Source organism: Streptomyces sp. NPDC047869 (assembly GCF_040704065.1).
Taxonomy (GTDB): Bacteria; Actinomycetota; Actinomycetes; order Streptomycetales; family Streptomycetaceae; genus Streptomyces.
Window position 1 is genome coordinate 119,885 of the sequence record NZ_JBEYRK010000001.1, and the last position, 23,930, is coordinate 143,814.

20 protein-coding genes and 1 pseudogene are annotated in these 23,930 nt (G+C 72.2%); 9 read left to right on the plus strand and 12 right to left on the minus strand.

Features of this window, described 5'->3' with window-relative positions:
- Positions 1–40 precede the first annotated feature (40 nt).
- Positions 41–2,524, plus strand: a complete 2,484-nt coding sequence (locus AB0924_RS00555; RefSeq protein ID WP_358932911.1) for a DEAD/DEAH box helicase — start codon at positions 41–43, stop codon at positions 2,522–2,524.
- A gap of 23 nt (positions 2,525–2,547) precedes the next feature.
- On the opposite strand, the gene AB0924_RS00560 is transcribed toward AB0924_RS00555, so the two are convergent.
- The 7 genes and pseudogenes from AB0924_RS00560 to ssd form a co-directional block, all read right to left on the minus strand.
- Positions 2,548–2,958, minus strand: coding sequence for an Rv3654c family TadE-like protein (locus tag AB0924_RS00560; protein ID WP_366910322.1), 411 nt, complete (start codon positions 2,956–2,958; stop codon positions 2,548–2,550).
- A 170-nt stretch (positions 2,959–3,128) separates the two neighbouring features.
- A pseudogene (locus AB0924_RS00565) lies at positions 3,129–3,452 on the minus strand (TadE family type IV pilus minor pilin); the annotation flags it as partial.
- A gap of 22 nt (positions 3,453–3,474) precedes the next feature.
- Positions 3,475–3,612, minus strand: coding sequence for a DUF4244 domain-containing protein (locus AB0924_RS00570; RefSeq protein WP_358933122.1), 138 nt, complete (start codon positions 3,610–3,612; stop codon positions 3,475–3,477).
- Between the two features lie 174 nt (positions 3,613–3,786).
- Entirely contained in the window at positions 3,787–4,572 is a 786-nt protein-coding gene (locus AB0924_RS00575; protein WP_358932916.1) for a type II secretion system F family protein, read from the minus strand.
- Entirely contained in the window at positions 4,569–5,414 is an 846-nt protein-coding gene (locus AB0924_RS00580; RefSeq protein WP_358933124.1) for a type II secretion system F family protein, read from the minus strand. The genes AB0924_RS00575 and AB0924_RS00580 overlap by 4 nt, the downstream gene beginning before the upstream one ends.
- A 7-nt stretch (positions 5,415–5,421) precedes the next feature.
- Positions 5,422–6,633, minus strand: a complete 1,212-nt coding sequence (locus AB0924_RS00585; protein ID WP_366910323.1) for a TadA family conjugal transfer-associated ATPase — start codon at positions 6,631–6,633, stop codon at positions 5,422–5,424.
- Positions 6,630–7,736 carry a septum site-determining protein Ssd gene (gene ssd / locus AB0924_RS00590; RefSeq protein WP_358932920.1) on the minus strand — a complete coding sequence of 369 codons (1,107 nt, stop codon included), beginning with the start codon at positions 7,734–7,736 and terminating at the stop codon, positions 6,630–6,632. The genes AB0924_RS00585 and ssd overlap by 4 nt, the downstream gene beginning before the upstream one ends.
- A gap of 565 nt (positions 7,737–8,301) precedes the next feature.
- Between ssd and AB0924_RS00595 the strand changes: the two genes are divergently transcribed.
- Positions 8,302–9,147, plus strand: a complete 846-nt coding sequence (locus tag AB0924_RS00595; protein ID WP_366910324.1) for an HAD-IB family hydrolase — start codon at positions 8,302–8,304, stop codon at positions 9,145–9,147.
- Between the two features lie 358 nt (positions 9,148–9,505).
- On the opposite strand, the gene AB0924_RS00600 is transcribed toward AB0924_RS00595, so the two are convergent.
- Positions 9,506–10,330, minus strand: coding sequence for an oxidoreductase (locus AB0924_RS00600; RefSeq protein WP_366910325.1), 825 nt, complete (start codon positions 10,328–10,330; stop codon positions 9,506–9,508).
- Positions 10,331–10,430: 100 nt separating this feature from the next.
- Between AB0924_RS00600 and AB0924_RS00605 the strand changes: the two genes are divergently transcribed.
- On the plus strand, positions 10,431–11,411 hold the full coding sequence (locus AB0924_RS00605; RefSeq protein WP_366910326.1) for an ATP-binding protein: 981 nt from the start codon (positions 10,431–10,433) through the stop codon (positions 11,409–11,411).
- Positions 11,412–11,414: 3 nt separating this feature from the next.
- On the opposite strand, the gene AB0924_RS00610 is transcribed toward AB0924_RS00605, so the two are convergent.
- Positions 11,415–12,680 (minus strand): hypothetical protein, encoded by a 1,266-nt coding sequence (locus tag AB0924_RS00610; protein WP_358932928.1) that lies wholly within the window; start codon positions 12,678–12,680, stop codon positions 11,415–11,417.
- 332 nt (positions 12,681–13,012) lie between these two features.
- On the opposite strand from AB0924_RS00610, the gene AB0924_RS00615 reads away from it, so the two are divergent.
- The 6 genes from AB0924_RS00615 (at position 13,013) to AB0924_RS00640 (ending at position 20,929) form a co-directional block, all read left to right on the plus strand.
- The gene (locus tag AB0924_RS00615) at positions 13,013–15,361 is read left to right on the plus strand and encodes a SulP family inorganic anion transporter (RefSeq protein WP_366910328.1); all 2,349 of its coding nucleotides are present in this window, start codon (positions 13,013–13,015) and stop codon (positions 15,359–15,361) included.
- A gap of 117 nt (positions 15,362–15,478) precedes the next feature.
- A complete protein-coding gene (acs, locus tag AB0924_RS00620; RefSeq protein ID WP_366910329.1) occupies positions 15,479–17,434 on the plus strand; it encodes an acetate--CoA ligase in 1,956 nt (651 codons plus the stop codon).
- Positions 17,435–17,669: 235 nt separating this feature from the next.
- A complete protein-coding gene (gene nhaA, locus AB0924_RS00625) occupies positions 17,670–19,127 on the plus strand; it encodes a Na+/H+ antiporter NhaA (protein ID WP_358932935.1) in 1,458 nt (485 codons plus the stop codon).
- 74 nt (positions 19,128–19,201) lie between these two features.
- Positions 19,202–19,690: a phage holin family protein gene (locus tag AB0924_RS00630; protein ID WP_250401340.1), complete on the plus strand. Its 489-nt coding sequence runs from the start codon at positions 19,202–19,204 to the stop codon at positions 19,688–19,690.
- Entirely contained in the window at positions 19,687–20,622 is a 936-nt protein-coding gene (locus tag AB0924_RS00635; protein WP_358932938.1) for an alpha/beta hydrolase, read from the plus strand. Before AB0924_RS00630 ends, AB0924_RS00635 begins: the two co-directional genes overlap by 4 nt.
- A gap of 127 nt (positions 20,623–20,749) precedes the next feature.
- Positions 20,750–20,929, plus strand: coding sequence for a hypothetical protein (locus tag AB0924_RS00640; protein ID WP_358932940.1), 180 nt, complete (start codon positions 20,750–20,752; stop codon positions 20,927–20,929).
- A 45-nt stretch (positions 20,930–20,974) separates the two neighbouring features.
- Here AB0924_RS00640 and AB0924_RS00645 read toward each other — a convergent pair whose 3' ends face one another.
- The 3 genes from AB0924_RS00645 to nth all read right to left on the minus strand — a co-directional run bounded on the left by AB0924_RS00645 (position 20,975) and on the right by nth (position 23,869).
- The gene (locus tag AB0924_RS00645) at positions 20,975–22,174 is read right to left on the minus strand and encodes a MarP family serine protease (RefSeq protein WP_358932942.1); all 1,200 of its coding nucleotides are present in this window, start codon (positions 22,172–22,174) and stop codon (positions 20,975–20,977) included.
- Between the two features lie 119 nt (positions 22,175–22,293).
- Positions 22,294–22,989, minus strand: coding sequence for a CoA pyrophosphatase (locus tag AB0924_RS00650; protein ID WP_358932944.1), 696 nt, complete (start codon positions 22,987–22,989; stop codon positions 22,294–22,296).
- Positions 22,990–23,041: 52 nt separating this feature from the next.
- Positions 23,042–23,869, minus strand: coding sequence for an endonuclease III (gene nth / locus AB0924_RS00655; RefSeq protein ID WP_366910480.1), 828 nt, complete (start codon positions 23,867–23,869; stop codon positions 23,042–23,044).
- Positions 23,870–23,930 lie beyond the last annotated feature (61 nt).

Below are 23,930 nucleotides of genomic sequence, written 5' to 3' on the forward strand. Positions count from 1 at the left end.
TACACCGGCCTGCGGCCCCCGGGGCGCACCGCCAGCCGCGATGGCATTCAATCACTTACCGGCGTGCGTGCACGACGCCTTGGCTCCATTGTCCGTCACGCCGGTGACACACTCGGTGCCGATGGCCAAGAATCACCGATCCGATCGACCCATGGCGGACCCCGGGTCCCGCCCGTCTCCGGGCACCGTCCTGAACCGGCTCGCCTCCGGGCCGAGCCGATCTGCGCGCATCACTCATACGGAGCACTTGCCCCCGCGCGCGGGTCGGCATGCAGTCTGGCCTGACCGGATTCGCTCGGAGGTGATCGCCGCGGTGCAGGCGTGCGGCATCGAGCACCCGTGGGCCCACCAGGCGCTGGCCGCCGAGCACGCCCTGGACGGCGACTCGGTGGTGGTCGCCACCGGCACCGCCTCGGGCAAGTCCCTCGCCTACCTCGTGCCGGTCATGTCGACCCTGCTGGACGGCTCCGAGGCCCCGAACGGCCGCGGGGCCACCGCGCTGTACCTGGCGCCCACCAAGGCGCTCGCGGCGGACCAGTGCCGCTCGGTGAAGGAACTTTCACAACCTTTGGCCGGTGCCGTACGCCCAGCCGTGTACGACGGCGACACCCCGTTCGAGGAACGGGAGTGGATCCGCCAGTACGCGAACTACGTCCTCACCAATCCCGACATGCTGCACCGCGGGATATTGCCCTCCCACCCCCGCTGGTCCTCCTTCCTGAAGGCGCTCAAATACGTCGTCATCGACGAGTGCCACACCTACCGGGGCGTGTTCGGCTCGCACGTCGCCCAGGTGCTGCGCCGCCTGCGCCGCCTGTGCGCGCGCTACGGCGCCTCCCCCGTGTTCCTGCTGGCCTCCGCGACCGCCGCCGAGCCCGCCGTGGCCGCCGGCCGACTCACCGGACTGCCGGTGGTGGAGGTCGCCGACGACGCCTCACCGCGCGGCGAATTGGTCTTCGCCCTGTGGGAACCCCCGCTCACCGAACTGCACGGCGAGAAGGGCGCACCCGTCCGGCGCACGGCCACCGCCGAGACCGCCGACCTGCTGACCGATCTCACCGTGCAGGGCGTGCGCTCGGTCGCCTTCGTGCGCTCCCGGCGCGGCGCCGAACTCATCTCGGTGATCACTCAGGAGCGCCTGGCCGAGGTCGACCGCTCCCTCGCCCGGCGTGTCGCGGCCTACCGGGGCGGCTACCTCCCTGAGGAGCGCCGGGCACTGGAACGCGCCCTGCATTCCGGCGAACTCCTCGGACTCGCCGCCACGACGGCCCTGGAGCTGGGCGTGGACGTCTCGGGCCTGGACGCGGTCCTGATCGCCGGCTACCCCGGCACGCGCGCCTCCCTGTGGCAGCAGGCGGGCCGCGCGGGCCGCTCCGGACAGGGCGCCCTGGCGGTGCTGGTGGCCCGCGACGACCCCCTGGACACCTTTCTCGTCCATCATCCCGAGGCCCTGTTCGACCAACCGGTGGAATCGACCGTCCTCGACCCGGACAACCCGTACGTCCTCGCCCCGCACCTGTGTGCCGCGGCGGCGGAGATCCCGCTGACCGAGGAGGACCTCGGCCTCTTCGGGCCCGCCTGCGCGGAGCTGCTGCCACAGCTGGAGGCCGCGAAGCTGCTGCGCCGCCGTACCCGGGCCTGGCACTGGACACGCCGGGAGCGGGCTGCAGACCTGACCGACATCCGCGGCGCGGGCGGGCGGCCGGTGCAGGTCGTGGAGGCGGGCACGGGCCGGCTGCTCGGCACGGTCGACGCGGGCGCCGCGCACTCCGCGGTGCACGAGGGCGCGGTGCACCTGCACCAGGGCCGCACCTATCTGGTGCGCTCGCTCGACCTGGAGGACTCCGTCGCGCTGGTCGAGCAGGCCGACCCGCCGTACTCGACGGTCGCCCGGGACACCACTTCGATCTCCGTCCTGGAGACTGACGTCGAGGTCCCCTGGGGCTCCGGCCGGCTCTGCTACGGCTCGGTCGAGGTCACCAACCAGGTGGTCTCCTTCCTGCGCCGACGGCTCATCACGGGTGAAGTGCTCGGTGAGACGAAGCTCGACCTCCCTCCTCGTACGCTGCGCACGCGCGCGGTGTGGTGGACGGTCACCGAGGACCAGCTGGACGAGGCGCGGATCGCCCCGGAGATCCTCGGCGGCTCCCTGCACGCCGCCGAGCACGCCTCGATCGGCATGCTCCCCCTGTTCGCCACCTGCGACCGCTGGGACATCGGCGGTGTGTCGGTCCCGCTGCACCCGGACACCCTCCTGCCGACGGTGTTCGTCTACGACGGCCATCCGGGTGGCGCGGGCTTCGCGGAGCGCGCCTTCCACACCGCCCGCGCCTGGCTCGCCGCGACCCGGGAGGCCATCGCCTCCTGCGAGTGCGAGGCGGGCTGCCCCTCCTGCATCCAGTCCCCCAAGTGCGGCAACGGCAACGACCCGCTGCACAAGAGGGGGGCGGTACGGCTCCTCACGGTGCTGCTGCGGGAGGCTCCCGAGGAGAAGCCGCGCGAGGACTCGGCGGCACAGGGCTGAGGTGCCGAGGTGCGCCTCCCGGATCAGGCGGACGGCCTCGGAGCGGGTGTCCCCGCCGCCGGGGGCAGGGTGCCGGGCGGTCCGGCTCTGGCCCTGACCTCCGCCGCGAACGGCCCTCGTCCCGCGGCCGCCGTGACGTCCGAGGTCTCGCCCGCGATCACGCACCGCACCAGCCGGACTCCCTGGGCCGCGGCCACCCGTTCCGCCCTGGCGCAGGCGCCGGCGGTGCCCTCGGCCCAGTGGTCCGCGGCGGCGAGCGCCGCCAGATCCGCGCCGCCGGCCGCCCGGTGTCTGACCACGACCGCCTGCCCGAGGGCGAGCACGGCGCCGAACACCACACACAGCACGGTGATCACCCCGATGCTCCAGACGGTGGCGGAGCCCCGGTCCCGGCTCCGGGCGTCGCGACGGAGTTCACCTCGCGGGCGCCTCATGACCCCGGCTCCCCCGCGGACCCGGCCACCGCGCCTCTGCCCAGGCCGGCTCCGGCACCGGTGTCGGCTCTGGAGCCGGTGCCCGTGCTTGTTCCGGTGTCTGTGCCTGTACCGGCGCCGGTGCCCGTGCCCGGATCGGTGCCCGTGCCGTGGTCCGTGTCGGCGCCAGTACCCGTGCCGACGGTCTCCTCCGCCGCCGCCACCGCCTCCTCCCGTACCTCGAACGGCAGTCCGGACAGCACCGGCGGTCTGGCCACCACCGTCACCCGGACCTGGTCACCCGCACGGCCGACCGTCACCCGCGCCCCGCGCGGTGCCACCTGCCGGGTCACCTCCACCACCGCGTCGGCCGGGTCCTGCCGGGCGGCGGCCCGAGCGCCGGTGCGGGCGGCGTCCACGCACTGGATCTGGGCCGCCACCACGAGCAGCCCCCAGACCAGCGCCATGGTGAACGCCACCAGCACCGACAGCACCACGGCCGACTCCGCGGTCACGAACCCGCGGTCCGACCCCCGCTCACATCCGCGCACTGAGGGCCCGCTTCACGATGGCCTGCAGTTCCGCCTTGACCTGGCCGCTGGTGACGACCTCGTAGAGCAGCAACGCGAATCCGACCGCGGCCACGATCCCCATCGCGTACTCCGAGGTCACCATCCCTCCGTCCGCGCGCCATCGCTCCCGCACCGAAACCCGCAGCTTTCCGGCCTTCTTCCGCACCTCGAACTCCCTTCGCTCCAGCTTTCTCGTCCGTTTCCGAAACCACGCCGTCCGCGTCTCGCGCCGTCACCGGCACCGCGTCGCCCGCGGCCACGCCCTCCGCCGTCGCCGTCAGCCGCCACCTCCTCCCATCACGCCGCCCGCCAGCCCGATCACCACGGGCAGCACACCGATCGCGATGAAGGCGGGCAGGAAGCACAGCCCGACCGGCGCGGAGACCAGCACGCCCGCCCGGCGCGCCCGCGCCGTAGCCGCTCTGGCCCACTCGGCGCGCGCGTCGGAGGCGAGGCGGGCGACGGGAGCGGCGGCGGGCAGACCCGACTCGTCGGCCCGTTCCAGCAGCCGGGCCAGCGCACCGGCGCCGGGCAGACCGGCCAGCCGGCTCCAGGCGTCGCCCGGTTCACCACCGAGCCGCACCACCGCCGCGCCCCGCTCCAGCGCGTCCCCAACGGGCCCGCCGAGGGCCTCCCCCACCGCCTGGGCGGCGATCACCGGACCGGCTCCGGCCGCGATGCAGGCGGCCAGCAGATCCGCGGCAAGGGGGAGCTGGCGGGCCGCGAGCGCTCTGTCGGCCTCCTCCCCCGGGCCCGCCTCCGTCCGCCGGAGCCGCCACCGCCACATCCCCGCGCCGACGGCGAGCGCCACGACCGCGCCGGCCGCGCCGCCGGCCAGCACCCACGCCCCGCACATCGCCCCCGCGACCGGCAGCCACCGCCGTACCGTGTCCCCGACCGCGAAGGGCGGGCCGGAACCGGCCTTCACCAGGGCCAGCAGTTCGGTCACCCTGCGCCGCGCCCGGCGCCGGCGCCGGGCCATGACCAGCCACCGGGCCGCCCAGCCCGCACTCAGCAGGACAACCGCGACTGTCCCCAGCCTGTGGACGACCTCACCGCTCATACCGCCTCAGCTCCCCTCACGATCCGTCCCGCCCACCACACCCCGGCGCCCTCGAACACCGCTCCTGCCACCAGGCAGCCCAGCCCGGCCCCGCTGTGCAGCAGCACCCGCAGCGGGTCGGCGCCCATGGCCGAGCCGAGCAGCAGCCCGAGGGCGGGCAGCGCGGCGAGCAGCAGCGCCGTCGCCCGGGCCCCGGACAGTTGGGCCCGTAGATCCGCCCGTTGGTCCCGTTCGGCACGCAGCGCCCCGTCCAGCCGGTCGAGGCCGTCGGCGAGCCCGGCGCCCTGGTCCACGGCCACCCGCCAGCAGGCGGCGAGACCCAGCAGCCCCTCGGCGCCCGGCTGCCGGGCCGCGACGGCCAGCGCGCCCGGCACATCGCCGCCGAACCGCGCGGCCGCGACCACGCCGTCCCGCGCCTCCCCGAGCCCGCCGGAGTCCCGGGCGGCCCGCAGCAGTGCCTCACCGGGCTGCCGTCCCGCGCGCACCTCCCCGGCCAGCGCCCCGCACAGGCCGATCACCGCGTCCGCGCGCCGCTCCCTGGCCCGCCCTGCCTGCCGGGCCAGCCGCATCCTGCGCAGCACCGGCACCCCGGCCGCCCCCGCGACGACCGGAATCACCGAGGCGCCCAGCAGTGCGAGCAGCAACCCGGCCACGAGCGACCACCATTCCGGCCGCAACCGCTCCCGCACCTGCCGCAGTTCACCGACGGCCCGCTCCCAGGAGGGCGGGCCGGCCGCCACCCCCGCGCCCCCCGCCAGCAGCAGCCTCGCGCGCCGCACCCCGTGATGCCGTCCGCCCAGCAGCCAGGCCGCCGCCCCGACACAGACCGCCGCTGCGCCCATCGACGCCTCAGTGCTCACTTCCCGCGCTCCTCTCGTCCCGCTCGATCCCGGACCCGCCGCTCAGCAGCTCCCGCAGCCGCTCCCAGCCCCGCTCCCGGGTGAAGGCCCGCACACCCCAGCGCAACGCCGGTACCGTCCGCACCAACCCCGAGCCATCCCGTTCCAGCACGTGCACCTCGGCGATCCGGCGCCGCCCGGACCGGTCGCGTACGAGGTGGAGCACCACCGACAACGCGGCCGCCAACTGGCTGTGCAGGGCCGCCCGGTCGAGCCCCGCCGCCGTTCCAAGCGCCTCCAGGCGGGCGGGCACGTCGGCGGCGGCGTTGGCGTGCACGGTCCCGCAGCCTTCGTGGCCGGTGTTGAGCGCGGCCAGCAGGTGCACCACCTCGGGGCCCCGCACCTCGCCGATGGCCAGACGGTCGGGCCGCATCCGCAACGCCTGCCGGACGAGGTCCTCCAGGGTCACGAGGCCCGCACCCTCCTGGTTGGCCGGCCGGGTCTCCAGCCGTACGACGTGCGGGTGGTCCGGTCTCAGCTCCGCCGAGTCCTCGGCGAGCACGATCCGTTCGCCTGGTTCGACCAGGCCGAGCAGCGCGCTCAGCAGGGTCGTCTTGCCGCTGCCGGTGCCGCCGCTGACGAGGAAGGACAGCCGGGCCGCGAGCAGCGCCCGCAGGATCCGGTCCCCGCCGGGCGGCACGGTGCCCGCCTCGACCAGTTCCTTGAGCGTGAACGCCCGGGGTCGCACGACGCGCAGGGACAGGCAGGTGCAGCCGACGGCCACCGGGGGCAGCACCGCGTGCAGCCGGGTCCCGTCGGGCAGCCGGGCATCGGCCCAGGGGCGGGCATCGTCCAGCCGGCGTCCGGCCACGGCGGCCAGCCGCTGCGCGAGACGCCGTACGGCCGTCGCGTCCGGGAAGGCCACCGGGGTCAGCTCCAGACCGCCGCCACGGTCCACCCACACCCGGTCGGGGGCGGACACCAGGACGTCGGTGACGCTCGGATCGGCGAGCAGCGGCTCCAGCGGGCCGGTTCCGACGAGCTCCGACCGCAGCTGCTCGGCCGCGCCGAGCACCTCGGCGTCACCGAGGACACGACCCTGTTCGCGCAGTGCCTGGGCGACGCGCGCCGGGGTCGGCTCGGCGCCGCTCTCCGCGAGCCGGCGGCGGACCCCGTCCAGCAGGGCCGTGACGTCGGCCCGGTCGAGTCCGGGCAGGCTCATCGGGGGCCACCCGCCTCGACCAGCGCCTGTTCCCAGAACGTGGCGCAGAAGCGGGCCAGCGGGCCGCGGCCGGTCGCGGCGGGCGGCCTGGCGGTGCCGTGAGCACGCTGCAGAGCCGGTTCGACGGGCACCTCGCCGGCCAGGGGCAGGCCGAGCAGCCGGGCGACCTCACGGTCGTCGAGGCCGGGCGCGTACGGCCCGCGCACCGCCACCCGCAGGTCCCTCACGACCATGCCGAGTGCCGAGGCGACCCGGCCGGCGGCCGCGACCGCCCGCAGCTCGGCCGGGACGACGAGCAGTGCCAGGTCGAGCTGGGCGAGGGCTTCGGCGACCCCGTCGTCCAGGCGCCGCGGGAGGTCGACGACGACCGTGCCGCCACGCCGCCGGGCGGCGGCGAGCACCGCGCGGACGGCCTGGGCCGGGACGGCCACGCAGTCGCCGCGGTCCCAGCTGAGCACCCGCAGCGAGTGCAACCGGGGCAGCGACTCCTCCAGCGCGCCGCCGCCGACCCGGCCGCGGGAGGCGGCGAAGGCGGGCCAGCGCAGCCCCTCGGCGCTTTCCCCGCCGAGGAGCACGTCGAGTCCGCCGCCCAGCGGATCGGCGTCGACGAGGAGGGTGCGCAGCCCCTCGCGAGCGGACGTGACGGCCAGAGCGCAGGCCAGCGTGGACGCGCCGGCCCCGCCACGGCCGCCGACGACGCCGACGGTCAGGGCCGGGCGGCCGACGCCCTCGGCGACATCGGCGATGCGGTCGACCAGCCACTGCTCCCCGTCGGGCAGCATCAGGACGTGGTCGGCGCCGATCTGTACGGCCCTTCTCCACACGCCGGAGTCGTCCTGGTCCCGTCCGACCAGCACCACCCCGCGCCGGCGCGCCGCTCCGCGCAGACGGCGGGCCGCGTCGTCGCCGACCAGGACGAGCGGGGCCGCTTCCCAGCCACCGCCGTGATCGGGTACACCGTGATGCACCTCGGGCGTGGCGCCCGCGGCCGCGCACAGGCGCAGCAGATCGTCCAGGAGATCCGCGTCCTCGGTGACGATGAGCGGCCGTCCCGGCAGGCCTCCGGCGGCCGGTGACGGATCGTGGGCGATGGTTCCGGTCACGTGTGCTCCCCCTTCCCATGTCTTCCGCGCGGCCTCCGCGGCCCCGCGATTCCCAAAGATGTGAAGAGCCGGCGAGCGGCGCCCTTTGCGGGCGCCAGAAACCGGCCATAGGCACTCCGGCAATCGGAACCGGCCATGAACTCGCAGCCGTCGGAGCGCGTGGGAATCACGGTGCAGCGATCCGGAAAATCATGTGGATCTTGGTCGAAAACCGTGGACAACTCAGTCGTTGTGAATATCGCCATCACCCATACCGGTGACCTCTGCGCCGGCCTCTCCGCACCATCCACAGAGCAACCCTTCGATTACTTTCCGTAATCGATCACGGGCATGGTGAAGTCCGGTCGGCGCTGCGCGCGACCGGTCGCGAGACATGTTGAAAAGGGGAGAAAAACCGTCCGGACATGCGACGACCCCCGCCGGGGGGGAGAGCGGGGGTCGTCCCCACGGCCGACTCGGGGGGGGAGGAGTCGGGCCGGGTTAGCACGGTCGCGAACGATCCGTGACTTCCATGGTGTACCCGAGAGCCCTCTCAGGCAAACCCACGCGCCCCACCTTACGCCGAATGGTGGGCGCCTATGCTCAGGACGTGGAAAACCACTCCTTGCCTCGCGCAGCAGCCTTCTTTGACCTGGACAAGACGGTCATTGCGAAGTCGAGCACACTCACCTTCAGCAAGTCGTTCTACCAGGGTGGACTGATCAATCGCAGGGCCGCGCTGCGTACCGCATATGCCCAGTTCGTCTTCCTGGCCGGCGGCCTCGACCACGACCAGATGGAGCGGATGCGCCAGTATCTGTCCGCGATGTGCCGAGGCTGGAACGTCCAGCAGGTGAAGGAGATCGTCGCCGAGACCCTGCACGACCTGATCGACCCGATCATCTACGACGAGGCCGCCTCCCTCATCGAGGAGCACCACACGGCCGGACGCGACGTGGTGATCGTGTCCACATCGGGCGCCGAGGTGGTCGAGCCGATCGGGGAGTTGCTGGGTGCCGACCGCGTGGTGGCCACACGCATGGTGGTGGGCGACGACGGCTGCTTCACCGGTGAGGTGGAGTACTACGCGTACGGCCCGACCAAGGCCGAGGCCGTCAGGGAGCTGGCCGTGTCCGAGGGGTACGACCTGGACCGCTGCTACGCCTACAGCGACTCGGCGACCGACCTGCCCATGCTTCAGGCGGTCGGGCACCCGCACGCCGTGAACCCGGACCGCGCGCTGCGCCGCGAGGCGGTCGCACGCGGATGGCCGGTCATGGAGTTCGCCAGGCCGGTCCGGCTCAAGCAGCGACTGCCCGGATTCTCCGTACCGCCCCGCCCGGCCCTCGTAGCGGCGGCGGCCATAGGTGCGGCGGCCGCCACCGCGGGCCTCGTCTGGTACGCGAGTCGGCGCCGGTCCGTCGACTCGTGACCGATTCACGGCGTTTGAACCTGAAAGTAAAGATGTGCGGGCAGGGGTTCCACTTGCTCCGGGGGTGCAGTACAAAGGTTTCAGGCCCGCGAGACCACAGGACATCCGTGAGGATTCCCTACTACTACGCACATGGCCCCACGGACCCCGCATGAACACCGGGCACCCACGCGACGTCGACCCGTCGATTACGGGCCAGCCGCACCAGGTGACGGGCAAAGTCCCCGACCTGATGGGCACATATCGAGGACGCTTGGTAACCCGGTGAGCATGCCAGCGGCGGTACGAGAACTCGTACCGCCGCATCCCTGTCCTGGCCCCTTCAGGGGGCCTTTCGCATGCGCCCGCCGGCCACGGCTCAGGCGGCCCCGCGCTGCAGCGCCTCGCAGACCGCGGTGGACTCGCGCACTCCGAGTTCGACCGCACGGCCGCAGTGGGCGATCCAGGCCGCCATGCCCTCGGGAGTGCCGGAGACATACCCGTCGAGCGCGGTCAGGTAGGAGGCGCGGCCCAGCTCTGCGTGGCCCACCTCGGCCGGGCAGACCGCCTTGGGGTCGAGACCGCTGCCGATCAGGACGATCCGCTCGGCCGTACGCGCCACCAGGCCGTTGTGCGAGGTGAAGGGGCGCAGTGCGAGCAGTTCGCCGTGCACCACCGCCGCGGTGACCAGGGCCGGTGCCGAGGAGCCCGCGATGATCAGGTCCGCCAGCCCCTCCAGCCGGCCCGACACCTCCCGGGCGTCCGGCAGCGGCAGCTCGAGCAGCGGCTCGTCGACCGGTTCTCCCGCCTGGCGCGGACGGCCGACCTCCTCACCTTGCGTGGCGGCGGCCACCAGATGCAGCCGGGCCAGTACCCGCAGGGGCGACTGCCGCCAGATGGACAGCAGCTGACCCGCCTCGGCCGTCAGCCTGAGCGCCGCGCCCACGACCATCGCCTCGGCGTCGGCACTGAAGTCGGAGCGCCGCCGCACCTCCTCCAGGGCCCAGTCGGCGCCGGACAGCGCGGCCGAGCCCCGGGCCCCGCGCAGGGCGGCCTCGGAGGTGATCTCGTTGCTGCGGCGACGCATGACCCGGTGGCCGTAGACCCGGTCCACTGCCTTGCGCACGGACTCCACGGACTCGGCCACACCGGGCAGCGAGCCCAGGGCCGCGAGCGGATCGGCGGTCGCGCCTGTCGTACTCATGAGTACGACATTACGCACCCCACGACTCCACCCCACGAAGGAGTGGTCTTCTTCACTGCGCCTGACACTGAGAGCTATCACTTCACTACTGTTCGTGAACATGAAAATTGCTTTCGTCGGGAAGGGGGGCAGCGGCAAGACCACGCTCTCCTCCCTCTTCATCCGCCACCTCGTGGCCAGCGGCGCCCCGGTCCTCGCCATCGACGCCGACATCAACCAGCACCTCGGCCCGGCGCTCGGCCTCGACGAGGCCCAGGCGGCCGCGCTGCCCGCGATGGGCGAGCAACTGCCGCTGATCAAGGACCATCTGCGCGGCTCCAACCCGCGCATCGCCTCCACCGCGACGATGATCAAGACGACCCCGCCCGGCGAGGGCTCGCGACTGGTGCGGGTGCGGGAGCCGAACGCGGTGTACGACGCCTGTGCGCGCCCGGTGGAACTCGACGGCGGCGCGGTCCGTTTGATGGTCACCGGCCCCTTCACGGACGCCGACCTGGGGGTCGCCTGCTACCACTCGAAGACGGGAGCGGTGGAGCTGTTCCTGAACCACCTCGTCGACGGCCCCGACGATTACGTCGTGGTCGACATGACGGCGGGTTCGGACTCCTTCGCCTCCGGCCTGTTCACCCGGTTCGACATGACGTTCCTCGTCGCCGAGCCGACCCGGAAGGGGGTCTCCGTCTACCGCCAGTACAAGGAGTACGCCCGCGACTTCGGCGTGGCCCTGAAGGTCGTCGGCAACAAGATCCAGGGGCAGGACGACATCGACTTCCTCCGCGCGGAGGCCGGTGACGACCTGCTGGTGACGGTCGGGCACTCGGACTGGGTGCGCGCCATGGAGAAGGGCCGCCCGCCCCGGTTCGGTCTCCTGGAGGAGGGCAACGCCCGCTCCCTGCAGACCCTCCGGGCCGCCGCCGATGCCACATACGAACTGCGCGACTGGGAGCGCTACACGCGCCAGATGGTCCACTTCCATCTGCGGAACGCCGAGGCCTGGGGCAACGAGCGCACCGGGGTCGACCTGGCGGCGCAGGTCGACCCCGGGTTCGTGCTCGGTGAGGGTCTGGCGGCTCCGGTGTGACGCCTACTGCTTGACCGCCGGCGCCCCGGGGACGCCCTTGGGCGCCGGGGCCGGGCGCCCGGACAGGAGGGACGCCCAGCCCTGCCGGGGCGCCTCGCCGACCTTCAGGGTGCGCAGCTTGGCCAGTGTCCTCGGGTCCTGCGCGTCCAGCCAGTCGGCGAGCTGGTGGAAGGAGACACAGCGCACCTCGGGCTTGTTGCACACCTCCTTCACCACCTCGTCGATGGCACGCATATAGGTGCCGCCGTTCCATGACTCGAAGTGATTGCCGATGATCATCGGCGCGCGGTTGCCGTCGTAGGCCCGGTAGAAGCCCTTGAGCAACCCGTCACGCATCTGGTCGCCCCAGTAGTCGTACATGTCGGGGTCGCCCTGGGTCTGCGTGCCGGACTGGTTGACCATGAAGTTGTAGTCCATGGTCAACTGCTCGTAGGTGTGCCCGGGGAAGGGGACCAGCTGCATCGACAGGTCCCACAGGCCGTCCTTCTTCTCGGGCCACACCTGGTCGTCGACTCCGCTGGAGTCGTAGCGGAAGCCCAGTTGGCGGGCCGCCTTCCTGAAGTTCTTCTGCCCTTCCAGGCAGGGGGTTCGGGCGCCGATCAGCTCCTTCTCGTAGTCGAAGGGCAGCGGGGCCGCCTTCTTCATGCCGGTGTTGGTCCGCCAGTTCTTCACGAACTGCTTGGCCTGGGCGATCTCGCTCTTCCACTCCTTCACCGACCACTCGCCGACGCCGCCGTCGGGGCCGCAGAAGTGGCCGTTGAAGTGGGTGCCGATCTCGTTGCCCTCGAGCCAGGCCAGCCGCACCTGCTTGAGGGTGTCGTTGATGCCCTGCGCGTCGTTGAAGCCGATCTCCGAGCTGCCCGGGGCGTGTTGCGGCGGTCTGTAGAGGTCGCGTTTCTCCTCCGGCAGCAGATACACGCCGCTGAGGAAGTACGTCATCGTCGCGTTGTTCTCCTTGGAGACCTTGCGGAAGTGGGAGAACAGTTTCTGGCTGTCCTCCCCCGCCCCGTCCCAGGAGAACACCACGAACTGAGGAGGTTTCTGACCGGGCTTGAGCCGCTCGGGGACGGGCAGGTGCGGCTGCCCGCCGGTATACGCGGTGGACCCGTCGCCGATCAGACGGAGCACACTGTTGGGCGCCGGCGCCCCCTGTCGCGGGCCGGGCGCTCCTTCCTTCGGGCCGTTGCCGCCGGACGAGCAACCGGCCAGCGACGCTGTACAGGCCGCGGCGACCATGGCGCCCACGGCGATCCTCTGGGTGGCGGCCATCTTCCGCCCCACCTTCTTCCTTCTCTCAGGCAAACGCTGATGAGGGCGTTTTCAGGTGATGTGCCGGGTTGTACCGACAGCGCCGCCAAGGTCGCACGGGCCCGAGAAGGAATTAGTACGACAAGCCGATGAAATGATCGCTTCGCCCGGAGAGGTGACCGTTTACCCCATTTGCGACTAAAAGCTATGCATGACCTTTACTCTGCATTACGGTTCGTTTACGAAGCGTTGATCCCATCCCGCCACTGCACGCCGTGCCCCCGCGACCGAGCCCCCGCACCGGCGGGGATCCACCCCCGTACGCGACCGCGCCACCCGGAGGAGACGGGACCATGACAGCCTGCGCCCCCACCCACACCCAGCACTCCCACCCGCCGCACAGCCCGCCCCGGGCCCCGCGTCGCCGCCTCGTCCAGGGCGCCGACCTGTCCGCCTCCATCGCGGTCTTCCTGATCGCCCTGCCCCTGTCCCTGGGCATCGCCCTCGCGACCGGCGCCCCGCTCCAGGCCGGACTGGTCGCCGCGGCGGTCGGCGGACTGGTCGCCGGCCGGCTCGGCGGCTGCCCGCTTCAGGTCAGCGGCCCCGCCGCCGGACTCACGGTGGTCACCGCCGACCTCATCCACCGCTACGGCTGGCGGACCACCTGCGGCATCACCGTCCTCGCCGGACTCGCCCAACTGGGCCTGGGCTGCCTGCGTGTGGCCCGCGGCGCGCTCGCGGTCAGCCCCGCCGTGGTGCACGGCATGCTCGCCGGTATCGGCGTCACCATCGCCGTCGCCCAGTTGCACATCGTCCTCGGCGGCAGCCCCGACAGTTCCGTACTCGCCAACCTGCGCGCCCTGCCCGCCCAACTGGCGGACGTGGACCCGGCCGCCCTGTCGATGAGCGCACTCACCCTGACCCTGCTGCTGGCCTGGCCGCGCGTCCCCGGCCGCGCCGGCCGGCTGCTGCGCCGGGTCCCAGCCGCCCTGGTGGCCGTCACCGGAGCCACCGTCACCGCCGCGCTGACCGGACTGGTCCTGCCCCGGGTCGACCTGCCGTCCTGGACCAGTCACGCACTGGCCGGGCTGCCCGAGGGCCCGGGACTCGGCATCGCCGCCGCCGTGCTCACCACCACGCTGGTGTGCAGTGTGCAGTCGCTGCTCGGCGCGGTCGCCGTGGACAAGCTGGTCGCCGCCCGGCCCGGACCGCAGGCCCACGTCGGGCGCTCGGACCTCGACCGCGAGCTGCTCGGCCAGGGCGCCGCCAACATCGTCTCCGGGGCGCTCGGCGGACTGCCCGTGGCAGGGGTGGCCGTGCGGAGCACCGCGAATGTGAACTCGGGTGCCGTGAGCCGGAACTCCACGATGCTGCACGGCGTTTTCGTAGTAGCCGCCGCACTGCTGATGGTCCCGCTCCTGGAGTGGATCCCGCTCGCCTCGCTCGCCTCCCTGGTGATGGCCGTCGGCATCCAGATGGTGTCCCTGAACCACATCCGCACGGTGACCCGCCACCGTGAAGTGCTGGTGTACGCCGCCACCACACTCGGCGTGGTGATCTTCGGCGTCCTGGAGGGCGTGGCCCTCGGGGTCGCCGTGGCGGTGGCCCTCGCCCTGCACCGCCTCGCCCATACCCGCATCACGCACACGGAGAAGGAAGGAGTCCATCACGTACGCGTACGAGGCCAGCTGACGTTCCTCGCCGTGCCCCGGCTCAGCAGAGCCCTGCATCTCGTACCCCAGGGCGTGCACGTCGTCGTGGAGTTGGACGGCTCGTTCATGGACCACGCGGCGTACGAGTCACTGCAGGACTGGCAGAACACGCACCGCGCGCGGGGCGGAACCGCCGAGCTGACCGGCCGGCGCGGCAGAGTCCGCTCGTCGGATCCCGGCCCGTCCGCGGTGTGCCGGTGCCGGCCCTGGACACCCTGGCGCAACCACCGGGCCTGCTTCGCACAGGCTCCCACCACGTCCGTCTCCCACGAACTCGCCCGCGGCATCAGCTCGTTCCAGCGGAACACCGCCCCGCTGGTGCGGGAGGAGCTGGCGCGGCTCGCGCAGGAGGGGCAGCGGCCCTCGCAGCTCTTCCTCACCTGCGCCGACTCCCGGCTGGTCACGTCGATGATCACCTCCAGCGGTCCCGGCGACCTGTTCGTCGTCCGCAACATCGGCAACCTGGTGCCGCCGCCGGGCGAGGAGCACGGCGACCACTCGGTGGCGGCGGCCATCGAGTACGCGGTGGACGTGCTCGGGGTGCGGTCGATCACGGTGTGCGGGCACTCCGGATGCGGGGCCATGCAGGCGCTGCTGGCCGCCGAGCCCGGGGGTGCGGTGACCTCGCTGAAGCGGTGGCTCGGGCATGGGCGGCCGAGCCTCGACCGGATGGCCGGCGACCAGCGTGACCGGCCCCTGCTCGCCGGGCGGCCTCCCGCCGACGCGGTGGAGCGGCTGGGCCTGGCCAACGTGGTCCAGCAGCTGGAGCACCTGCGGGCGCACGACACGGTCGCGCGCGCTCTGGCGGCCGGTGCGCTGGAGCTGCACGGGATGTACTTCCACGTGGGCGAGGCGCAGGCCTATCTGCTCGATGGGAGCGGGGACGGCACCACGGTGTTCGAGCACGTGGCGGGAGCTGCGGGAAAGGAGGCGGAAGAGGAGGCTGAACAGGAGACCGGGACGGCCCCGGAGCTGCGGAGTCCGGTTTGACCGCCCGGCCGGTCGACAGGTCTAAACCAATTTCGCCGTCGACCCTTGTCATCGGACCCCCGCGTCTGATGAGCTGTGGCCCGGGACACAACGGACACCCTGGGAAAGGGAGATGTCGTGAGCAACGAAAGCCTGGCCAACCTCTTGAAGGAGGAGCGACGCTTCGCGCCGCCCGCCGACCTGGCCGCGAACGCCAACGTCGGTGCCGAGGCGTACGAACAGGCCAAGGCTGACAGGCTCGGCTTCTGGGCCGAGCAGGCCCGCCGGCTGACCTGGGCCAAGGAACCGTCCGAGACGCTGGACTGGTCGAACCCGCCGTTCGCGAAGTGGTTCAAGGACGGCGAGCTGAACGTCGCGTACAACTGCGTGGACCGGCACGTCGAGGCCGGACACGGGGACCGGGTCGCCATCCACTTCGAGGGCGAGCCCGGCGACAGCCGCTCGATCACCTACGCGGAGCTGAAGGACGAGGTCTCCAAGGCGGCCAACGCCCTGCTCGAGCTCGGTGTCCGCAAGGGCGACCGGGTCGCCATCTACATGCCGATGATCCCGGAGACCGCGATCGCGATGCTGGCCTCGGCCCGGATCGGCGCGGCGCACTCGGTCGTGTTCGGCGGGTTCTCGGCGGACGCGCTCGCCACCCGGATCCAGGATGCCGACGCCAAGGTCGTCATCACCTCCGACGGCGGCTACCGGCGCGGCAAGCCGTCCGCGCTCAAGCCCGCCGTGGACGAGGCGATCACCAAGGTCGACAACGTCGAGCACGTGCTCGTGGTGCGCCGCACCGGGCAGGACGTCGCGTGGGACGGCGAGCGGGACGTGTGGTGGCACGAGCTGGTGGAACGGCAGTCCGCCGAGCACACCCCGGAGGCGTTCGACGCGGAACACCCGCTGTTCATCCTCTACACCTCGGGCACCACGGGGAAGCCGAAGGGCATCCTGCACACCTCCGGTGGCTACCTGACCCAGACGGCGTACACGCACTGGGCGGTGTTCGACCTCAAGCCGGAGACGGACGTCTACTGGTGCACGGCGGACGTCGGCTGGGTCACCGGGCACTCGTACATCGTGTACGGGCCGCTGGCCAACGGCGCGACCCAGGTCATGTACGAGGGCACCCCGGACACCCCGCACCAGGGCCGCTTCTGGGAGATCGTGGAGAAGTACCGGGTCACGACCCTCTACACCGCGCCGACCGCGATCCGTACGTTCATGAAGTGGGGCGACGACATCCCCGCGCAGTTCGACCTGTCGTCCCTGCGGGTCCTCGGCTCGGTCGGCGAGCCGATCAACCCCGAAGCGTGGATCTGGTACCGGAAGCACATCGGCGCCGACGCCACCCCGGTCGTGGACACCTGGTGGCAGACGGAGACCGGCGCGATGATGATCTCGCCGCTGCCGGGCGTCACCGAGGCCAAGCCCGGCTCGGCGCAGCGCCCGCTGCCCGGCATCAGCGCGACGGTCGTGGACGACGAGGCGAACGAGGTGCCCGACGGAGGCGGCGGCTACCTCGTGCTCACCGAGCCGTGGCCGTCGATGCTGCGCACCATCTGGGGCGACGACCAGCGGTTCATCGACACCTACTGGTCGCGCTTCGAGGGCAAGTACTTCGCCGGTGACGGCGCGAAGAAGGACGACGACGGGGACATCTGGCTGCTGGGCCGGGTGGACGACGTGATGCTGGTGTCCGGCCACAACATCTCCACCACCGAGGTGGAGTCGGCGCTCGTATCGCACCCGTCGGTCGCCGAGGCGGCGGTCGTCGGAGCCGCCGACGAGACCACCGGCCAGGCCATCGTGGCCTTCGTCATCCTGCGCGGTTCGGCGTCCGAGGACGACAAGCTGATCGGCGCGTTGCGCGACCACGTCGGCGCCACGCTCGGCCCGATCGCCAAGCCGAAGCGGATCCTGCCGGTGGCGGAGCTGCCGAAGACCCGCTCCGGCAAGATCATGCGCCGGCTCCTGCGGGACGTCGCAGAGAACCGTCAGCTGGGTGACGTCACCACGCTGACCGACTCCACGGTCATGGACTTCATCCAGGCGAAGCTCCCGGCGGCGCCGAGCGAGGACTAGGGCCGGACTGCGGGCGGCGGCCACGCCGCCCGCACCGCCGCGGGACGGCGGGAAGGGGCCTCCGGCGCAAGCACGCCGGGCGCCCCTTTTGCGCCTAATGTTCAGATCACCGGATGCATCCCGCAGCAACCTTAGGTAATCTAAACAAAGCTCGACGTGAAAGAGCCTCAAGGTGCGCCGGGAAGTCTGGTCGGCATGTGCTCAGCCCTGCCCACCACACCCGGAGGTCTCCACCGTGGCCGCCCCCCGTGACACCGCGTCCCCCACCTCGCGCACCGGCCGCAAGGTCCTCGGGCGCCTGTCCCTGCCCGAGCGGACCGCCGTCGCGGACGCGCTGCGCACCGAGACCGTGGGCGGCGTCCTGCTGCTCGTCGCCGCCGTCACCGCGCTGATCTGGGCGAACATCCCGGCACTGCACCACGGCTACGAATCCGTCAGCGACTTCCACTTCGGCCCCGCCGCCCTCGGTCTGAACCTGTCCGTGGCGCACTGGGCCGCCGACGGGCTGCTCGCCCTCTTCTTCTTCGTCGCCGGGATCGAACTCAAGCGCGAGCTGGTCGCCGGTGACCTGCGTGATCCCAGGGCGGCGGTACTGCCCGTGGTGGCGGCGCTGTGCGGGATGGCCGTACCCGCGCTCGTCTACACCCTGACCAACCTGATCGGGCACGGCTCCACCGACGGCTGGGCGGTGCCCACCGCCACCGACATCGCCTTCGCGCTGGCCGTCCTCGCGGTCATCGGCACCGCGCTGCCCAGCGCCCTGCGCGCCTTCCTGCTGACCCTGGCGGTCGTCGACGACCTCTTCGCGATCCTGATCATCGCCGTCTTCTTCACCGAACGGATCGACTTCGCCGCCCTCGGCGGAGCCGTCGCCGGGCTGGTGGTCTTCTGGCTGCTGCTGCGCGCGGGAGTGCGCGGCTGGTACGTGTACGTGCCGCTGGCGGTCGTCGTCTGGGCGCTGATGTACAACAGCGGTGTGCACGCCACCATCGCCGGCGTGGCGATGGGCCTGATGCTGCGCTGCACCACCCGCGAGGGCGAGGAGCATTCGCCGGGCGAACGCGTCGAGCATCTGGTGCGGCCACTGTCCGCCGGGCTCGCGGTACCGCTGTTCGCGCTGTTCAGCGCCGGGGTGTCGGTGTCCGGCGGGGCGCTGGGGGACGTGTTCACCCGGCCCGAGACGCTCGGCGTGGTGCTCGGACTGGTCGTGGGAAAGGCGCTCGGCATCTTCGGCGGCACCTGGCTGACCGTGCGGTTCACCCGGGCCTCGCTCAGCCAGGACCTCGCCTGGGCCGACGTGTTCGCGGTGTCCTCGCTCGCCGGGATCGGCTTCACCGTCTCGCTCCTCATCGGCGAACTGGCCTTCGAGGGCGACGCGGCGCTCACCGACGAGGTGAAGGCGGCCGTCCTCACCGGATCGCTGATCGCGGCCGTGTGCGCCACGGTGCTGCTGAAGATACGCAACGCCCGGTACCGCAGGCTCTGGGAGGACGAGGAGCGCGACGAGGACCAGGACGGCATCCCGGACGTGTACGAGCAGGACGACCCGGAATACCACCTGCGGATGGCGGAGATCCTCGAGCGCAAGGCCGCCGACCACCGGCGCATCGCCGCCGAGAAGGCCGCCGCGGCGCGCCACGGGCTTCAGGAAGTACCGGGCGGGGCAGGCGATGAGGACGGCCGTCCGGCATGATCTGACGAGACGGTACAAAACAAGACGGCACACAAGACCTCGCACGGCACGCGAGACTTCAAAGGGAGAACGCGATGAGCGCACCCGACGGCAGCCCGGTCGGCGCCGAACGCAGCATCGGCCAGCTGTTCGCCTCGGCGACGACCGAAATGTCGGCGCTGGTGCACGACGAGATCGCGCTGGCCAAGGCCCAGCTGAAGCAGGACGTCAAGCGGGGGGCGACCAGCGGCGGCGCGTTCAGCGCGGCCGGCATGCTGCTCCTGTTCTCCCTGCCGATGCTCAACTTCGCGCTGGCTTACGGCATTCGGACCTGGAGCGGCTGGAACCTCGCGGTCTGCTTCCTGCTGTCCTTCGCGGCCAACGTGCTGGTCGCCGGCCTGCTCGCGCTGATCGGTGTGATGTTCGCCAAGAAGGCGAAGAAGAGCCAGGGCCCGCAGAAGGTCGCCGCGTCCGTGAAGGAGTCGGCGAGCGTGCTGCAGAACGCCAAGCCGCACCCGCGCCCCGAGTTGCCGCAGGACCGTGCGCCCCGGGCCATCGAAGCTGTGGCACGCTCGTCCTCATGACGGAACCCGCCGCGGCAGCGGCCGTACGGATCGACCTTCCCTCCGGGAAGAAGGTGACACACCGGGACGTCGCCGCCAACGGCGCGCGGTTCCACATCGCCGAGCTCGGCGACGGCCCCCTGGTGCTGCTGCTGCACGGTTTCCCCCAGTTCTGGTGGACATGGCGCCATCAGCTCGTCGCGCTCGCCGAGGCGGGCTACCGGGCCGTGGCGATGGACCTGCGGGGGGTCGGCGGCAGCGACCGCACCCCGCGCGGGTACGACCCCGCCAACCTCGCCCTGGACGTCACCGGAGTGATCCGCTCTCTCGGCGAGCCGGACGCCGCGCTGGTCGGCCATGACCTGGGCGGCTACCTGGCGTGGACGGCGGCCGCGATGCGGCCCAAGCTCGTGCGACGCCTCGCCGTCGTCTCGATGCCGCACCCCCGGCGCTGGCGTGCCGCCATGCTCCGGGACGCCCGGCAGACGGCGGCCGGCTCCTACATCTGGGGGTTCCAGCGGCCCTGGATCCCGGAGCGCCAACTGACCGCCGACGGCGGCGCGCTGGTGGGCCGGCTGATCCGGGAGTGGTCCGGGCCGCGGCTGCCGGAGGACGAGGCCGTGGAGACGTACCAGCGGGCCATGTGCATCCCGTCGACCGCGCACTGCTCGATCGAGCCGTACCGCTGGCTGGTGCGCTCTCTGGTCCGCCCGGACGGCATCCAGTTCAACCGCAGGATGAAGCGGCCGGTGCGCGTGCCGACGCTGCACCTGCACGGCTCGCTGGACCCGGTGGCCCGGACGCGCAGCGCGGCCGGCTCGGGCGAGTACGTCGAAGCCCCGTACCGCTGGCGCCTGTTCGACGGTCTCGGGCACTTTCCGCACGAGGAGGACCCGGCGGCCTTCTCCGCGGAACTGGTCAACTGGCTGCGGGATCCCGAGCCGGACAGGTGAGGGGACGGGTGCTTGGGGCACCCGTCACTGAACACCTGTTCCTCGAACGGCCACATGCCTGCCGCATAGGCCAATTGGGGGGCGCGGAAGCGGTTATCGACCTACGAGCGGGGGCAGACGTCGGGGTATGGGCTGGACGCACGACTACAGTGACGCACCCCGCAACCGCCGCTCGGTCTCCGGGCCGAGCTCCCCGCAGCGAGGCACTCCGCAGCTGGCGGAGGCGGACCTCAGGGTGGGAATTCCGCGTATCCTGCGCCGCCGTGCCCGCTGGGTCTCGGTGCGTCTGCGTCACCCGCGCGGCTGATCCGCCGCCCGGGAATCACCGCGGCCGGTCCCCCCGTCTTCGGGATCACAGGGCGCAGCTGTCGGTGCCCACCTGCCGGTTCGCCGTGCGGCCCCGGGTGATGTCCTGCTGGATCTCGTCCGCCGTGAGAGCGTAGCCGGTGTCGGCGTCGTCGAGGGACTTGGCGAACACCACGCCGTAGACCTTGCCGTCGGGCGTGAGCAGCGGGCCGCCGGAGTTGCCCTGGCGGACGGTCGCGTACAGGGAGTAGACGTCCCGGCCGACCGTGCCACGGTGGTAGATGTCCGGGCCGTTGGCGGTGATGCGTCCGCGTACCCGCGCGGCCCGCACGTCGTAGGAGCCGTTCTCCGGGAAGCCCGCGACGATCGCGCCGTCGCCGCCGGACGCGTCCTGGGTGCTGAACTTCAGGGCGTGCGCCGGCAGGTCCGGTACGTCGAGCACGGCGATGTCGCGCTTCCAGTCGTACAGGACGACCTTCGCGTCGTACTTGCGGCCCACTCCGCCTATCTGGACGGTGGGCTCGTCGACGCCTCCGACGACGTGCGCGTTGGTCATGACCCGCCGGTCGGCGAAGACGAAGCCGCTGCCCTCCAGGACCTTGCCGCAGCTCTGCGCGGTGCCGGTGACCTTGACGATGGACCGCTGGGCGTGGGTGGCGACCGTGCTGTTCGCCAGGGCCGGGTCGGGCGGTTCCACGTCCTTGATCGGCTCGTTGGAGAAGGGGCTGAAGACCTGCGGGAAGCCGTTCTGGGCGAGGACCGAGGTGAAGTCCTGGAACCAGGTGTCGGCCTGCGCGGGCAGCGCCTCGGAGACGCCGAGCAGCACCTTGGAGCTGCGAACCTCCTTGCCCAGGGTCGGCAGGGTGGTCTGGGCGAGGGCGGAGCCGATCAGCCAGGCGACGAGCAGCATCGCGACGACGTTGACGAGGGCGCCGCCGGTGGCGTCCAGGGCGCGGGCCGGGGACCAGGTGATGTAGCGGCGCAGCTTGTTGCCGAGGTGGGTGGTCAGGGCCTGGCCGACGGAGGCGCAGACGATGACGACGACCACGGCGACGACGGCGGCGGTGGTGCTCACCTGGGCGTTGTCGGAGACGGCGTCCCAGATGACGGGCAGCGTGTACACGGCGACGAGACCGCCGCCGAGGAACCCGATCACCGACAGGATGCCCACGACGAAGCCCTGGCGGTAGCCCACGACCGCGAACCACACGGCCGCGGCCAGCAACAGGATGTCCAGCACGTTCACTGCTTCAGGCCTCGCCTACTCCACTCCGGTCCCAGCAGCCTCGGCCGGGGGTCCGAGGGCCCGCGGCGCAGCCGCCGGCGTCACTGCCCTCGGGCGAACACAGCACGGGGGTCACCCTGTCATGACCGCCAGTCGAGCGGGACCTGCTTGTCCCGGTCCCAGGGGCGCTCCCAGCCCGCGTAGTGCAGCAGCCGGTCGATCACGCCGGCGGTGAAACCCCAGACCAGGGCCGATTCGACCAGGAATGCCGGGCCTCGGTGGCCGCTGGGGTGGACGGCGGTGGCCCGGTGGGCGGGGTCCGTGAGATCCGCCACGGGGACGGTGAAGACGCGGGCGGTCTCGTTGGGATCGACGACGCCGACCGGGCTGGGTTCGCGCCACCAGCCGAGCACGGGGGTGACGACGAAGCCGCTGACCGGGATGTAGAGCGCGGGCAGCACGCCGAAGAGCTGCACGCCGGACGGGTCGAGGCCGGTCTCCTCCTCGGCCTCGCGCAGCGCGGCCCTGAGCGGCCCGTCGCCCTCCGGGTCGCCGTCCTCCGGGTCGAGGGCGCCGCCCGGGAAGGACGGCTGGCCGGCGTGGGAGCGCAGGGAGCCGGCCCGCTCCATGAGCAGCAGCTCGGGGCCGCGTTCTCCCTCGCCGAAGAGGATCAGCACCGCCGACTGCCGTCCCGAGCCGTTCTCCGGCGGAAGGAAGCGGCTGAGCTGGAGCGGCTGGACCGTCTCCGCCGCCCGCACCACCGGGTCCAGCCAGTCGGGCAGGCCCTCCTCGCTCAGCGTCACCGGCCCCTTGTGCGTGTCGTGCGTGTAGGTCATCGCCACCCCCGTCCTGCCTTGTCCAACGCCCGAGGGCACCGAGATCGTTCCGTCATCCGGCCCCCAGCGGCGGCGCGGGCCTGCCGCCGGCGTCGAGGTAGGCCTGCGGCGGCTTCAGGCGCTGGCCCGGCAGGCCGCCCTTCTCGTACTTCAGGAGCTTCTTCGCCTTCTCCGGGTCGGTCTCGCCCTCGCCGTAGGCCGGGCAGAGCGGGGCGATGGGGCAGGCGCCGCAGGCGGGCTTACGGGCATGGCAGATGCGGCGGCCGTGCCAGATCACGTGGTGGGACAGGTCGGTCCAGTCGCTCTTGGGGAACAACGCGCCCACGGCCGCCTCGATCTTGTCGGGGTCGGTCTCGTCGGTCCACTGCCAGCGCCGGACCAGCCGCTGGAAGTGCGTGTCCACGGTGATCCCGGGCCGTCCGAATGCGTTGCCCAGGACGACGAAGGCGGTCTTGCGGCCGACGCCGGGCAGCTTGACCAGGTCCTCGAGCCTGCCGGGCACCTCGCCGCCGAAGTCCTCGGCCAGGGCCTTCGAGAGCCCTATGACCGACCTGGTCTTGGCCCGGAAGAAGCCGCAGGGGCGCAGGATCTCCTCGACCTCCTCCGGGTTGGCCGCCGCGAGGTCCTCGGGCGTGGGGTACTTGGCGAAGAGCGCCGGGGTGGTCTGGTTGACCCGCAGGTCGGTGGTCTGGGCCGACAGGACCGTGGCGACCAGGAGCTGGAAGGGGTTCTCGAAGTCCAGCTCGGGGTGGGCGTAGGGATAGACCTCGGCGAGTTCGCGGTTGACGCGGCGGGCGCGGCGGACGAGCGCGGTGCGGGACTCACCGGACGGGGGCTTCACGGCGATCTTCTTGACGGGCGCTGCCTTCTTCACCGGCACGGCCTTCCTGGCCGCCACCGCCTTCTTGGCCGGCGTGACCCTTTCGTCCGCTTTGCCGCTT

Coding starts and splice junctions, on each gene's coding strand:
- AB0924_RS00640 (WP_358932940.1), top strand. CDS start 20,750: ATGGGCTGGACGCACGACTACAGTGACGCACCCCGCAACCGCCGCTCG.
- AB0924_RS00575 (WP_358932916.1), bottom strand. CDS start 4,572: ATGAGCGGTGAGGTCGTCCACAGGCTGGGGACAGTCGCGGTTGTCCTG.
- AB0924_RS00595 (WP_366910324.1), top strand. CDS start 8,302: ATGGTGGGCGCCTATGCTCAGGACGTGGAAAACCACTCCTTGCCTCGC.
- AB0924_RS00570 (WP_358933122.1), bottom strand. CDS start 3,612: ATGGTGACCTCGGAGTACGCGATGGGGATCGTGGCCGCGGTCGGATTC.
- AB0924_RS00555 (WP_358932911.1), top strand. CDS start 41: ATGGCATTCAATCACTTACCGGCGTGCGTGCACGACGCCTTGGCTCCA.
- AB0924_RS00630 (WP_250401340.1), top strand. CDS start 19,202: ATGAGCGCACCCGACGGCAGCCCGGTCGGCGCCGAACGCAGCATCGGC.
- AB0924_RS00635 (WP_358932938.1), top strand. CDS start 19,687: ATGACGGAACCCGCCGCGGCAGCGGCCGTACGGATCGACCTTCCCTCC.
- AB0924_RS00605 (WP_366910326.1), top strand. CDS start 10,431: ATGAAAATTGCTTTCGTCGGGAAGGGGGGCAGCGGCAAGACCACGCTC.
- AB0924_RS00610 (WP_358932928.1), bottom strand. CDS start 12,680: ATGGCCGCCACCCAGAGGATCGCCGTGGGCGCCATGGTCGCCGCGGCC.
- AB0924_RS00600 (WP_366910325.1), bottom strand. CDS start 10,330: ATGAGTACGACAGGCGCGACCGCCGATCCGCTCGCGGCCCTGGGCTCG.
- AB0924_RS00560 (WP_366910322.1), bottom strand. CDS start 2,958: ATGAGGCGCCCGCGAGGTGAACTCCGTCGCGACGCCCGGAGCCGGGAC.
- AB0924_RS00650 (WP_358932944.1), bottom strand. CDS start 22,989: ATGACCTACACGCACGACACGCACAAGGGGCCGGTGACGCTGAGCGAG.
- AB0924_RS00585 (WP_366910323.1), bottom strand. CDS start 6,633: ATGAGCCTGCCCGGACTCGACCGGGCCGACGTCACGGCCCTGCTGGAC.
- AB0924_RS00580 (WP_358933124.1), bottom strand. CDS start 5,414: ATGGGCGCAGCGGCGGTCTGTGTCGGGGCGGCGGCCTGGCTGCTGGGC.
- AB0924_RS00615 (WP_366910328.1), top strand. CDS start 13,013: ATGACAGCCTGCGCCCCCACCCACACCCAGCACTCCCACCCGCCGCAC.